We start from the raw sequence: 13368 nt of genomic DNA, 5'->3' as shown, positions 1-13368 counted from the left end.
ACCCTAACCTGGAACAATGGTCGCCGTGACTGCAACGATCCTGGACGGTAAAGCTACCCGCGACGAAATTTTCGAAGACCTGAAGGTGCGGGTGAACGCGCTGAAGGCAGCGGGTATCACGCCCGGACTTGGCACCATTCTCGTTGGTGACGACCCGGGATCCGCAGCGTACGTGCGCGGCAAGCACAACGACTGCGCCAAGGTCGGCATCAACTCCCTGCGCCGTGACCTGCCTGCCGACATCACACAGGAGCAGCTCAACGCCACCATTGACGAACTCAACGCCAATCCCGAGTGCACCGGATACATCGTGCAGTTGCCGCTGCCCAAGCACCTCGACGAGAACGCAGCGCTCGAGCGCATCGATCCCGACAAGGATGCCGACGGCTTGCACCCGGTGAACCTCGGCCGTCTGGTTCTCGGCAAGGAAGCTCCGCTGCCGTGTACGCCGCGCGGAATCCTGCACCTGCTCCGCCGCTACGAGGTGCCGATCGCCGGCGCTCACGTCGTTGTTGTCGGCCGCGGTGTCACCGTCGGCCGCCCTATCGGACTGTTGCTGACGCGTCGTAGCGAAAACGCCACCGTCACGCTGTGCCATACCGGTACCCGTGATCTGGCTGCCGAGGTTCGTCGTGCAGACATCGTCGTTGCTGCCGCCGGCGTTCCCGGACTCATCACCGCCGACATGGTCAAGCCGGGCGCTGCTGTGCTCGACGTCGGAGTCAGCCGCACCGACGACGGTTTGCGTGGTGACGTTGCTGCCGACGTCAACGACGTTGCGGGCTTCGTCTCGCCCAATCCCGGTGGAGTGGGCCCGCTGACCAGGGCGTTCCTGATCACCAACGTGGTGGAGCGCTCCGAGCGAGTTCTGGCCGGAGCCTGACGACATGACCTCACCGGTTGGCCTCGTGAAGAAGAATTTGCCGATGATCACGGTTCTCGCCGTGATCGCAGCCGCGGTTGTTCTTGTCCTGGCCGACCGGTGGCGTCGCGGTTCGCTGGTCTTGGGGGTGGCGGTCATTATCGGTGCAGCTGCCCGCTGGTGTTTCCCACAGAATCGCGTGGGACTGCTCGCGGTGCGCGGCAAGAAGTTCGACACGGCGGCCATGGGCGTCATGGGTGCGTTGATCGTCTCGCTTGCTCTGACCATCGATCCGCTCGGTACGGACTGAGTCAGTTGTAGAACGACCCGACGTTTATCTCGCGCAACGGAATCCACTCACCCTGTAGTTTCTTGGCGGCGGAGTTCCGCCTTTTCGCCTGCTTGGTTCGAAGCGTGACGGCAAGTGCAGGTTCTTCGTCGATCCGGCCCGCCAGGGCGTAGATCGCCGCAAGATGGTGAACGCAGGGCGTGCGCCGACTCGAACAGTCACACGTGGCCGTGCATTCGGAAAGATTCACGGCCACAGTGATATCGCGCGCCTGTAGATCCGCGACGACGCTGTCCGGTAGCTCTCCGGTCGATACGGACCGGTTCGTGGTGCCTAGCGCCCGAATCATGCGGGCCGCGGTGTCGGATTGTGTCTTGTCCCAGAGCGGTACGGTGACAACAACAGTCGAGGTCTTACCCTTGGCGGTGACCTGGGCGGAAACCGTACCGGCAGAAATGTCCGTGAAGGTGACACCACCGTTGCGGGCCAGTGTGCGTGCGGTGGGCAAGGTGGGGTTGCGTCCGGATGTCGACGTTTGCTCAACCGTCCGCAACCACACACGGCCCCATGCGGTCACTCCGAATTCGGTAGCCATCAGATGATCACCGCGCCGTCGAGTTCGAGCAGTTCACGTAGTTCGCTGTCGGGAAGGTTTGCGAGGGCTCCTTCGGAGTTTCCGGAAATCGACTCGGCTACAGCTCTTTTGGATTCGTGCATGACGGCGATGTGATCTTCGACGGTTCCTCCGGTGACCAGGGTGTGGACGTTGACGGTGCGGTGCTGGCCGATTCGGTGGGCTCGGTCGGTGGCCTGATCTTCGACGGCAGGGTTCCACCATCTGTCGTAGTGAACGACGTGACTGGCGCGGGTGAGATTGAGTCCGAACCCGGCCGCGCGCAGGCTCAGAATGAGAATGGGCGAGGACGTGTCGTCGGTTTGGAAGGCGTCGACCATGGCGTCGCGACTGGCAACGTTCAGACCACCGTGGAGGAAAGGAACATCTGCGATGCCCAGTTCGGCCGCGAGGTGTTTCGACAGTAGTTCGCCCATCGTGCGGTACTGCGTGAACACCAGGGCCCGATCACCGTCGTCGACGATCTCGGCAAGCATTTCGGTTGCGCGATCGAACTTTCCGGAACGGCCGCGGAGATCCTCGCTGTCGCCGGTGACCTGAGCGGGGTGGTTGCATACCTGCTTGAGAGTGGTGAGCAGTGCAAGGACGTTGCCGCGTCGGGCAATTCCGGTGCCCAGTCCGGTATCGAACGCGTCCGCGACCGCCGCCCGGTAGATTCGCGCCTGTTCCGACGTGAGGGTGCACGCGACGGTCGAGAACTGCTTCGGCGGAAGATCCTTGGCAACAGCATCTTTGGTTCGGCGCAGCACGTATGGCTCGATGATCGTCGCCAACCTTGTTGCGGCGGACGCCGAGCGGCCGGATTCGATCGGGACGGCAAAACGCTGCCGAAAGCGTGCACGAGTTCCCAGTACAGCCGGATTGGCGACGTGGAACAAACTCCACAACTCTTCGAGACGGTTCTCGACCGGCGTGCCGGTCATCGCAACTTTGACGGTGGCATTCAGTTGCATTGCAGCTTTGGCGGCCAGCGACGACGGATTCTTGATCTGCTGCGCTTCGTCGAAGATGGCCGACGCCCACTGCGGCGTCTCCAGTTCGGCTGTGTCCGAACGTAAGACGCTGTAACTGGTGAGTACCACGGTGCCTTTACCTAGTTCCGCAGGCAGTGTGCGGCCGGACCCGTGATGAATGTGAAGGCTCAGGTGCGGCGCAAACCGCTCGATCTCGCGTCGCCAGTTTCCGATCACCGACGTCGGGCAGACAACAAGATGCGGGCCGTCTGCGGCTCTGATCGCGATCATCGAAATGGCTTGCAGCGTTTTACCGAGCCCCATTTCGTCGGCAAGTATGCCGCCGCCGGTCTCGGTCAGCGACGTCAACCACTCCACTCCAAGAACCTGGTACGGGCGCAAAGTCGCCTGAACCTGCGCACGATCGAGTGCGTCCACCAGAGTCTGTGCGTGGGTGAAACGCTGCACCGCCGCGGCAGCACTTCTGATGACAGTGTCGTCGCGGTAGAGAGCGGCGTGCCCGGCTGGTGGCATGGTGCCGTGTTCACCGCCCTCGATCACCCGCTTCCAGGCGCGCACCGACTCTCCGATACCGGGTTGATCCACGTTCGCAACCTGCAGTGCCGTTACCGCGTCGGCGAATTCGACAGTCCGAATTTCGACGTCGACGGGTGTGATGACGCTGTCGACGGGTACAGCCATTCGGGCGACGGCGGCGCTGCCGGCAGGGAGCCCCAACTCCGCGAGATGCCCGGCTGTATCCGGCACACCCCAGAACCCGAACGCCATGTTCTCGGGAAGGTAGGTCGCCTGCAGCTGATCCGGGCACGGTTGAGTCACGAGCGCCGATGGTAGCCGTGATCGATGACCGCGGGCCACCGGATACGTCCCCAAAAACCGCAGATCAGTTGTGGTTCTCCCGACATTGACGGGAGGCGACGAGTCCGCTCTGACGGAGAACCGGGCATTTCCGTCCTCGGACGTGATAGTCATTGTCCGTAGATCCGCAGTACCTGACACTTGCGAATAAGGAACCCAATGAAGCGACGAAAAAATCTCTCAGGTAGGCACTTTCGACTGCTCGTCGCTGCTGTCGGTGTGGGAGTGCTGGCACTTGCCACCGCAACGGGTGCTGCCGCCGCGCCGGTAGGTGTTCCCGTTACGAGTCCTGGCGGCGTCACCATGTGGGGCGGGGCCGACAATAATCAGCGCGACGGCGTCCCGACTCGGGGCAGTGTCGCCGCGATTGCTGCCGGCGATCATCATTCGGTGGCGTTGACCACCGACGGTCACATCGCCGCGTGGGGACACAGCGCGTGGGGAGAGCGTGACGGAGTTCCGACCGGTGGTGGTTTCACCGCGATTGCGGCGGGTGAGGACCACGCGGTAGCGCTTACTGCCGACGGACACATTGCTGCGTGGGGAAGTTCCGAATTCGGGCAACAGGACGATCTCCCGGCACGTGGTGGGTTCACCAGGATTGCTGCCGGTACTTACCACGGGTTGGCGTTGACTCCTGAAGGAACAATCGTGGACTGGGGCAGCGAGGAGTACGGGCAGCGGGCCGATGTCCCGACCGATGGCGGTTTCACCGCGATCGCCGCCGGTAACTTCCATTCGCTGGCGCTCACGACCGACGGCCACATCACCATGTGGGGCGGCAGTGCCGAAGGGCAGCGCGACGGGCTACCGACCGAGGGTGGGTTCACCGCGATCGCTGCGGGCGAGGACCATTCCCTCGCGTTGACCGCCGACGGTCACATCGTGATCTGGGGCAGCAACGAGTACGGGCAGCGCACCGGTGCTCCGACCGGCGGTGGGTTCACCGCGATCGCCGGCGGCTTCCGCCATTCGGTGGCGCTGTCTGCCGACGGCACGATCACTGCCTGGGGTAACAACGAGAACGGGCAACTGGGCGGTGTCCCGACCGGAGACGGATATACCGCCGTCGCGGCCGGGGCCTATCACTCGATAGCCCTCGGCGCGCAGACGGCGTCGACCGGATCGCTCGGAAGTCTGACCGGAAGCTGAATGCTCAGCGCGTCGTGCGCGCCAATTCCATTGTGCGGCGCAACAGTTTTGCTACAGCGTCGGCTTCGGTGAGGAACCCGTCGTGCCCGTCCTTGGAATTCAGGATTTCGAGGCCGGTGCATGTCGGGATTCCGGCGGCGATCTCTTCCTGCAGGCGCAGCGGGTAGAGACGATCGGAATCGACTCCACCGACAACGACCGGCACGGTGATGGACGCCAAAGCCGCTGCGACACCACCGCGTCCGCGGCCGATGTCGTGACGGTTCATAGCCTCGGTCAACAGCACGTAGGTGCTGGGATCAAAACGCGACACGAGCTTGTCTGCCTGATGTTCCAGGTAGCTTTGAACCGCGTATCGTCCACCGTTCCAGGGGTTTTCATTTCCCTGGGCGGTGTTCTCGAAACGTGTGTCGAGTTCCGATTCGGCGCGGTAGGTGAGGTGCGCAATGCGCCTCGCGATACCGAGGCCGGCCCGGGGTGTGCGCCCGGTTCCGTGGTAATTGCCGCCCTGCCAATCGGGGTCGGACATGATGGCGGCGATTTGTGTTGTCTGTGTACCGATTTGATCGGCTGTCGCGCGTGAACCCGTAGCCAGTACCAATGCGGAGTTCAGATTCTCGGGGTACGACACAGTCCATTCGAGGGTGCGCATACCGCCCATGGAGCCGCCGACTACCGAAGCCAGTCGATCGATGCCGAGCAGGTCGACCAGCTTCTTCTCGGCTGCGACCTGATCGCGAATGGAGATGCCCGGAAACCGGCTACCCCACGGTTTGCCGTCCTCGGCAAGGGAACTCGGGCCGGTGGTGCCACGACAACCGCCCAGAACATTGGTCGCAATGACACACCATTCGCCCGTGTCGACAGGTTCGCCCGGGCCGACCATTCCGTTCCACCAACCGGGTGACGGCTGATTTTCGGACGCCGGACCGGTGACGTGTGAGTCCCCGGTCAGGGCATGTTCCACGAGCACGACGTTGTCGCGGTTCGGGGACAGCTCGCCCCACCGTTGAACCGCAAGCGATACCGACGGCAGCACGGCGCCGTTCTCGAGTTGCAGCGAGCCGATGTCGACGGTTCCGACTCGGCCGTCCGGCGGCGGCAGGATATCCGCGACCGCTGTCTGAGCTTCGTTGACGGTCAAGACGTTGCCGCCGCGGTGAGGCCGGTTTCGAGGTCGGCGAGGATGTCGGCGATGCCTTCGATTCCGACGGCGAGGCGAACGAGACCGGGGGTGACGCCGGCTGCGAGTTGTTCCTCGGGGGTGAGCTGGGCGTGAGTAGTGGAGGCGGGGTGGATGACGAGGGAGCGGACGTCACCGATGTTGGCGACGTGGCTGTGCAGAGTAAGGGCGTTGACAAACTTCTTGCCGGCATCGATGCCGCCGGGCAGTTCGAAGGTGACGATGGCGCCGGTTCCCTTGGGGGTCAGCTGCTTTCCGCGTTCGTACCACGGTGAGGAGGGGAGTCCGGCGTAGGAGACGGACGCGACGGCGGTGTGGCCTTCGAGGAATTCGGCCACCTGCTGGGCGTTGGAGACGTGGCGCTCGATGCGCAGGCTCAAGGTTTCGATGCCCTGGGCGATGAGGAACGCGTTGAACGGTGCGACGGCGGAGCCGAGGTCGCGCAGGAGTTGTACACGCGCCTTGAGAGCGTAGGCGGGTGCGCCGAGGTCGGCGAACGTGACGCCGTGGTAGCTCGGATCGGGGGTGGTGAAGTTGGTGTGTCTGCCTTGCGTCCAGTCGAAAGTGCCGCCGTCGACGATGACGCCGGCGATGGCCGTGCCGTGTCCGCCGAGATATTTGGTGGCGGAGTGCAGCACGATGTCGGCGCCGTGTTCAAGGGGGCGGAGCAGGTACGGCGTCGCGACGGTGTTGTCGACGATCAGGGGGAGGCCGTTCTCATGAGCCACCGCTGAGATCCCGGGGATGTCGAGGATGTGGTTCTTGGGATTGGCGATGGTTTCGCCGAAGAAGGCCTTGGTGTCGGGGCGGATGGCTTCGCGCCAGTGGTCGAGGTTGTCGGGATCCTCGACGAACGTGACTTCGATGCCGAGCTTGCGAAGCGTGTAGTGCAGGAGGTTGTACGTGCCGCCGTACAGGTAGGGGCTGGCGACGATGTGGTCTCCGGCCTCCGCGATGTTGAGGATCGCGAGGGTTTCGGCGGCCTGACCCGAGGACAGGAGGAGTGCCGCGACACCGCCTTCGAGTGCAGCAATGCGCTGCTCGACGGCGTCCTGCGTTGGATTCATGATGCGCGTGTAGATGTTGCCCGGCTCAGCAAGGCCGAACAGCGCGGCGGCGTGGTCGGTGCTGTCGAAGACGTAGCTGGTGGTCTGGTAGATCGGCAGTGCGCGCGCGTTGGTGGCGGTGTCTGCGGTTTGTCCGGCGTGGACCTGCTTGGTCTCGAAGGACCAGTTAGCTGAGATGTCGGTCATGATTTGTGTACTCCAGTGGTCTGACGGATAGCTGTCGGACGGGGGCGAATGATCGCCGCCCCGTGCTGGGGTCTATCTACAAGTGCGACACATACTGAAAAACCTCCGTGGGGCTCGGCCCGGTCTGGGGTCCGTCCCTGTCGGACCCGCGCTTGTCGCCTGGAAATCCGGTGAAGCTGCAATTGCGCAGTTTCGCCTCGAGGCGACCTGGTCATCACCCGGGGCACCCCACCGCGGTTGGAGGGTTGCCGTCCAGCGAGCCGGGGCTTGACGCTGGTACTCATGACCGAGCTGAATTCTACCGGGAGTGAAGCCGAAGGATGACGCGGGTCGAAGTGTGCGGCGTCACCAGTCGCCATTCGACGCGACGGTGCCCACTAGCAGGCAAAAGTTACCGGTGAGTAGTGACTCGGAGGAGGGGCTGCCGGTTGCGGCCCCCAGCGTTAGCAGTACGCTTGTCTTGTTTGGGACTCATCTCCCGGGATCAGTCCACACAGTCTAGGTTTGATAATCGAACCGTTCGCGGACTCACTCACAAAGTGTGACCGCAACCGTGTAACCAGGGGAAACTTCCTAGGAGGACGCGAAGCACCCATGTCCAAAATAAAGGTTGAGGGCACCGTCGTCGAACTCGACGGCGACGAGATGACACGCATTATCTGGCAGTTCATCAAAGACAAGTTGATCCACCCGTACCTCGATGTGAACCTCGAGTACTACGACCTCGGTATCGAGTACCGCGACGAGACGGATGACCAGGTCACCATCGACGCCGCACACGCGATCCAGAAGCACGGCGTGGGCGTCAAGTGCGCCACCATCACGCCGGACGAGGCTCGTGTCGAGGAATTCGGTCTCAAGAAGATGTGGCGTTCCCCGAACGGAACGATCCGCAACATTCTCGGCGGCACGATCTTCCGCGCACCGATCATCATCTCGAACGTTCCGCGACTCGTCCCGGGCTGGACCAAGCCGATCATCATCGGCCGTCACGCATTCGGTGACCAGTACCGCGCCACAGACTTCAAGGTCCCCGGCCCCGGCAAGGTGATGATCACCTACACGCCTGAGGACGGAAGCGCACCGATCGAGCACGAACTGGTCAACTTCCCCGAAGAGGGCGGCGTCGTCCAGGGGCAGTACAACTTCACCACGTCCATCCGTGACTTCGCTCGCGCGTCGCTCACCTACGGACTGCAGCAGAACTACCCGGTGTACCTGTCCACCAAGAACACCATTCTCAAGGCGTACGACGGTGCCTTCAAGGACATCTTCCAGCACGTCTACGAGACCGAGTTCAAGGCTGAGTTCGATGCCGCAGGTCTGACCTACGAGCACCGCCTCATCGACGACATGGTCGCTTCCGCACTCAAGTGGGAGGGCGGCTACGTCTGGGCATGCAAGAACTACGACGGCGACGTCCAGTCCGACACCGTGGCTCAGGGCTTCGGCTCGCTCGGCCTCATGACGTCGGTTCTCCTGACACCGGACGGAAAGACCTGTGAGGCAGAGGCCGCTCACGGCACCGTCACGCGTCACTACCGTCAGCACCAGCAGGGCAAGCCCACCTCGACCAACCCGATCGCGTCCATCTTCGCGTGGACCCGTGGGCTCGAGCACCGTGGCAAGCTCGACAACACCCCTGAGGTCATCGGCTTCGCGCAGCAGCTCGAAGACGTTGTCATCAAGACCGTCGAAAGCGGCCAGATGACCAAGGACCTCTCGATGCTGGTCGGCGGCGACCAGGGTTACCTGACCACCGAAGAATTCCTCGGTGCGCTCGACGTGAACCTGCAGAAGTCGATGGCAGCCAAGTAGTAAAAGTTCCACAGCTTCACTTTCAGATGGGACGCCCGGGCACTCCGGGCGTCCCATTTGTGTCTGCTCTGTGCCTGCGGTCTCACGTGAGCGAACTCACCTGCTCTCACTTGGAAGTTCAACCAAGGGTGCGACCACAATTGACCAGTGACTTCGTCTACCCTTTCCCGCCCTGACGCCCCGACATCCGGGGTTCGCTCTGCCAGAGGCCCGGCGATGCTCGCGTTGGCGCTCGGCGGATTCGGAATCGGCACCACCGAGTTCGTGGCGATGGGTCTCCTGCCGGAGATGGCAACCGGGCTGGGCGTATCCGAGCCCACCGCCGGTCATGTCATCTCCGCCTATGCGCTCGGCGTTGTGGTCGGTGCGCCGCTCATCGCGGCCCTGACTGCTCGGATCCCGCGGCGCACATTGTTGATCGCGCTCATGATCGCGTTCACGGTGGGCAATGCCGCGTCGGTGTTCGCGCCGTCGTACACCACGCTGATGCTCGCCCGGTTTGTCGCCGGGTTGCCGCACGGTGCCTACTTCGGTGTTGCCGCCCTCGTTGCGGCGCATCTGGCTGAACCGGGTAAACGTGCCAAAGCCGTTGCCATGGTGATGATGGGTCTTTCCGTTGCCAACGTCGTCGGTGTGCCGGCTGCCGCGTGGCTCGGGCAGACCGTGGGATGGCGGAGTGCATTCGCACTGGTCGCAGTCATCGGTGCCGTCACCGTGGCGTCGCTGCTCGTCTGGATCCCGCGCCTCGACGCTATGCCGATCACCAACCCGATCACCGAACTCAAGGCGCTGGGCCGCATCCAGGTGTGGATGACTCTGATCGTCGGCATGGTCGGATTCGGCGGCATGTTTGCCGTGTACACGTACATCAGCACGACGTTGACCGACGTGTCCGGTCTGGGTGCGTCGTTTGTTCCGCTGGCGCTCATGCTCTACGGGCTGGGCATGGTGGCCGGCAACTTCGTCGGTGGCTACCTCGCTGACCGGGCGCTCATGAAGGGCCTGTTCGTATCGATGGCGTCGCTGGCGATCATTCTCGCGATCTTTGTTCTCGCCGTTCGCAACCCGTATACGGCGTTGCTCTTCGTCTTCCTCATCGGGCTGGCCGGTGCGTCCATGGTTCCGGGGCTGCAGACCCGCTTGATGGACGTTGCCGAGGACGCCCAGACCTTGGCCGCATCGCTCAACCACGCCGCCCTCAACATCGCGAACGCGTTCGGAGCCTGGATCGGTGGGGTAGTGATCGCCGCCGGTTTCGGTTACACAGCGCCCGCCGCCGTCGGTTCGCTCCTCGCCGTCGCGGGGCTCGGTGTCCTGGTGGTTGCGGTGATCCTGCAGCGTAGAGCCGCGAACTGAGAACACGTCGGCATCATCGGCTACGGTGCTTGCCGTGCCACAAACAGCTGACTCTCATATTCTCGCGCCTCACACGATCACGTCGGTGAACGTCAACGGCATTCGTGCCGCAGCCCGCAAGGGTATGACCGAATGGCTCGAGAAGACCGACGCGGATTTCATCTGTCTTCAAGAAACCCGAGCATCCGACAAGCAGTTGCACGAGACTCTCGAACCCGCTCTGTCGAACGGCTGGTTCCTCGTTTCGGCCGAGCCGTCGGCGAAAGGCCGCAACGGCGTCGCAGTCCTGTCCCGGGTCGAAGCCGATGCCGTCCGTATCGGTTTCGGTGACGACGAATTTCAGGACGCCGGACGCTACATCGAAGCGGATTTTGCCGACCTCACGGTGGCAAGTCTCTACCTGCCGACGGGGGAGGCTCTGACCCCGAAGCAAGAGGCGAAAGAACGGTTCATGAGTTCGTTCGCGGCTCACCTCGCGGTCACCGCTGCCGCAGCCGAGACGGCCGGGCGACACGTTGTGGTCAGTGGTGACTGGAACATCGCGCACAACGAAGCCGACCTGAAGAACTGGAAGGGAAACAAGAAGTCCTCCGGCTTCCTGCCCAGCGAGCGTGAGTGGATGGACGTCCTGTTTGCGGACGAGTCCCCGTGGGTCGACGTGTTCCGGGCATTGCATCCGGGCGTCGAAGGACCGTACTCGTGGTGGTCGTACCGCGGTAAGGCATTCGACAACGACTCCGGTTGGCGCATCGACTACCAGGTGGCGACCCGAGCGTTTGCCGAGCGTGCCAAGGCCGGGTTGATCGAACGCGCGGAATCCTACGATCTGCGCTGGTCCGATCACGCTCCCGTCACCGTCTCCTACCGGTAAGGCACCCGAATGCCCGAGGGCTCGAAGATGCCGAGCGCCAAGACACTCAAGGCCGTAGGCACCGTCGTCGTTGCAGTGGTCGCGGTTGTGCTGGCGATGGTGCTGTCGTCGCAAGACTCCGACAGTTCGGCAACGGCCGGCTCGGCGACCTCGACCACGTCGAGTTCGGCGACGACATCAACTCAGGTCAAGCCCGGGGCGACCACCAAGGCGGCGCAGTCGACGTCGGCCCAGAAGCCGGTGAGCAGCGATGCGCCTGCGCGGGTACTCGCCACGTTGGTCGAGATCGATGCCGGACGGTGGCCGGACTCCGCGAATGCGGTGGGAACCAAGGGCGGCGTTACCTTCCGTAACAGCGAGGGCAGGTTGCCGGCAGTCGGCGCCGGCGGTGGCCGCGTTGTCTATCAGGAGTGGGACGTCAATCCGAAGAAGAGTGGCCAGGGCCGTGATGCCGAGCGGATCGTCACCGGAAACGACGGTTCCGCGTGGTACACCCTCGATCACTACGAGACCTTCACAAGGATTCGCTGATGGATAGTTCGCTGATGCCTGATCGCGAAACTGTCGGTGTCGATCGGTGGCTCGACCCGGAATCCGGCGTCTCGTCGGTGGCGGTGTCGGGTGAACCGGCACTTCTGGACGAGTTGGCGCGTGATCTCCGGATGCGTGATCTTGTTGTCCGCACGGTTCGCGGATCGCACATGCAGACCACGGCGCAGGTCTTCGACGAGTTTGCGGCAGCATTTCAGTTTCCGTCACACTTCGGTCGCAACAAGGACGCCTTCGACGACGTCATGCGTGACCTCGACGACGTACTCGGCCTCGGCGCCGGGTTTGTCGTTCTGGTTCGAGAGGCTGAGCTGTTGCTGCGCGGCGAACCCGATCAGTTGCCCTGGTTCCGGGAGTCGATGGATTTCTACGCCGAGGAATGGGCGCCCACCACGTTCGGTACCGCGTACCAGTTCGGCTCGGGTTCCGAAGAAACCTTTGCGTCGGAACTCACGGTGCTCCGCTACCCGGAGACCACACACACTCCCTGAATCGCCCGCGTGGAAAGATCGGAAGCATGTCGACCCCTGCAGAACAGAAGCCCACGGCAAAGCCTCGCGTGCTTTCCGGTATCCAGCCGACGTCGGATTCCTTCCACCTCGGTAACTATCTGGGCGCATTGCAGCAGTGGGTGGGGCTGCAGGACGAGTTCGACGCCTTCTACTTCGTCCCGGACTTGCATGCCATCACCGTGACGCAGGACCCCAAGGAACTGCGTCGACGCACCAAGGTTGCCGTGGCGCAGCTACTTGCAATCGGGATCGACCCCGACCGCGCAACGATCTTCGTCCAGAGCCAGGTTCCCGAGCATGCTCAGCTTGCGTGGGTCCTGAATTGCATCACCGGTTTCGGCGAGGCCAGCCGCATGACGCAGTTCAAGGACAAGTCGTCCAAGCAAGGCAGTGACAACGCCAGTGTCGGGCTGTTCACCTACCCGGTTCTGATGGCCGCCGACATCCTGCTGTACCGCCCGCAGCGCGTTCCGGTGGGTGAGGACCAGCGTCAGCACCTCGAGCTTGCCCGTGACCTCGCGAACCGCTTCAACTCGCGCTACGGCAAGTCGTTTGTCGTTCCTGAACCCCAGATCATCAAGGGCACCGCCAAGATCTACGACCTGCAGGACCCGACGTCGAAGATGAGCAAGTCCGCAGCGAGCGACGCCGGTCTGATCAATTTGCTCGACGATCCCAAGGTGTCGGCCAAGAAGATCAAGTCGGCAGTCACCGACAACGAGCGTGAGATCCGCTTCGACCCGCAGGCCAAGCCTGGTGTCAGCAACCTGCTCACCATTCAGTCGGCCCTGTCCGGTGTACCGATCGAGACTTTGGTCGCGGGCTACGAAGGCAAGGGGTACGGCGATCTCAAGACTGATACCGCGGACGTGTTGGCGCAGTTCGTGACTCCGCTCAAGGCCAAGGTCGACGGCTATCTTGCCGACGAGGCCGAACTGGATCGCATCATTGCCGCCGGCGCGCACCGGGCCCGTGAGGTCTCGTCCCGCACGCTTGCGACCGTGTACGAGAAGGTCGGGTTCCTGCCGCCCAAGGGCTGAGCACGGTGCAAGTGAAC

The 13368-nt window shown here is 63.1% G+C and carries 13 protein-coding genes and 1 riboswitch; of the genes, 9 read left to right on the top strand and 4 right to left on the bottom strand.

Annotated features, from left to right (window positions below):
* Positions 1-25 precede the first annotated feature (25 nt).
* Positions 26-883, top strand: a complete 858-nt coding sequence (locus C7T36_RS03310) for a bifunctional methylenetetrahydrofolate dehydrogenase/methenyltetrahydrofolate cyclohydrolase (RefSeq protein ID WP_172936014.1) — start codon at positions 26-28, stop codon at positions 881-883.
* Between the two features lie 4 nt (positions 884-887).
* On the top strand, positions 888-1172 hold the full coding sequence (locus tag C7T36_RS03305) for a DUF3017 domain-containing protein (RefSeq protein ID WP_033231289.1): 285 nt from the start codon (positions 888-890) through the stop codon (positions 1170-1172).
* 1 nt (position 1173) lies between these two features.
* Here C7T36_RS03305 and C7T36_RS03300 read toward each other — a convergent pair whose 3' ends face one another.
* Entirely contained in the window at positions 1174-1746 is a 573-nt protein-coding gene (locus tag C7T36_RS03300; RefSeq protein WP_045070720.1) for an SWIM zinc finger family protein, read from the bottom strand.
* Complete coding sequence (locus tag C7T36_RS03295; protein WP_239654808.1) at positions 1746-3731, bottom strand: DEAD/DEAH box helicase; 1986 nt, start codon at positions 3729-3731, stop codon at positions 1746-1748. Before C7T36_RS03295 ends, C7T36_RS03300 begins: the two co-directional genes overlap by 1 nt.
* A 45-nt stretch (positions 3732-3776) precedes the next feature.
* Here C7T36_RS03295 and C7T36_RS03290 point away from each other — a divergent pair, with 45 nt between their 5' ends.
* Positions 3777-4769 carry a hypothetical protein gene (locus C7T36_RS03290; protein WP_045070717.1) on the top strand — a complete coding sequence of 331 codons (993 nt, stop codon included), beginning with the start codon at positions 3777-3779 and terminating at the stop codon, positions 4767-4769.
* Positions 4770-4773: 4 nt separating this feature from the next.
* Here C7T36_RS03290 and C7T36_RS03285 read toward each other — a convergent pair whose 3' ends face one another.
* Both C7T36_RS03285 and C7T36_RS03280 read right to left on the bottom strand, forming a co-directional pair.
* Positions 4774-5877 (bottom strand): homoserine O-acetyltransferase, encoded by a 1104-nt coding sequence (locus C7T36_RS03285; RefSeq protein WP_045071185.1) that lies wholly within the window; start codon positions 5875-5877, stop codon positions 4774-4776.
* A 32-nt stretch (positions 5878-5909) separates the two neighbouring features.
* Positions 5910-7205 carry a bifunctional o-acetylhomoserine/o-acetylserine sulfhydrylase gene (locus C7T36_RS03280; RefSeq protein ID WP_045070715.1) on the bottom strand — a complete coding sequence of 432 codons (1296 nt, stop codon included), beginning with the start codon at positions 7203-7205 and terminating at the stop codon, positions 5910-5912.
* 143 nt (positions 7206-7348) lie between these two features.
* A riboswitch (SAM riboswitch) is annotated at positions 7349-7493 on the bottom strand.
* A gap of 306 nt (positions 7494-7799) precedes the next feature.
* Between C7T36_RS03280 and C7T36_RS03275 the strand changes: the two genes are divergently transcribed.
* From C7T36_RS03275 to trpS, 6 genes are all read left to right on the top strand, one after another.
* Positions 7800-9023 carry an NADP-dependent isocitrate dehydrogenase gene (locus C7T36_RS03275; RefSeq protein WP_033231283.1) on the top strand — a complete coding sequence of 408 codons (1224 nt, stop codon included), beginning with the start codon at positions 7800-7802 and terminating at the stop codon, positions 9021-9023.
* Between the two features lie 216 nt (positions 9024-9239).
* On the top strand, positions 9240-10379 hold the full coding sequence (locus tag C7T36_RS03270; RefSeq protein WP_045070713.1) for an MFS transporter: 1140 nt from the start codon (positions 9240-9242) through the stop codon (positions 10377-10379).
* A 25-nt stretch (positions 10380-10404) separates the two neighbouring features.
* On the top strand, positions 10405-11250 hold the full coding sequence (locus C7T36_RS03265; protein WP_045070712.1) for an exodeoxyribonuclease III: 846 nt from the start codon (positions 10405-10407) through the stop codon (positions 11248-11250).
* A gap of 9 nt (positions 11251-11259) precedes the next feature.
* Positions 11260-11781, top strand: coding sequence for a ribonuclease domain-containing protein (locus C7T36_RS03260; RefSeq protein WP_233365883.1), 522 nt, complete (start codon positions 11260-11262; stop codon positions 11779-11781).
* Positions 11781-12290, top strand: coding sequence for a barstar family protein (locus C7T36_RS03255; RefSeq protein ID WP_239654807.1), 510 nt, complete (start codon positions 11781-11783; stop codon positions 12288-12290). Before C7T36_RS03260 ends, C7T36_RS03255 begins: the two co-directional genes overlap by 1 nt.
* A gap of 26 nt (positions 12291-12316) precedes the next feature.
* A complete protein-coding gene (gene trpS / locus C7T36_RS03250) occupies positions 12317-13351 on the top strand; it encodes a tryptophan--tRNA ligase (protein ID WP_045070708.1) in 1035 nt (344 codons plus the stop codon).
* Positions 13352-13368: the final 17 nt, after the last annotated feature.

The organism is Rhodococcus sp. AD45-ID (genome assembly GCF_003023755.1).
GTDB classification, from domain to species: Bacteria; Actinomycetota; Actinomycetes; order Mycobacteriales; family Mycobacteriaceae; genus Rhodococcus_F; species Rhodococcus_F globerula.
Note: the sequence above shows the minus strand (reverse complement) of the source record. Positions and strands in the feature narration are given on the sequence as shown.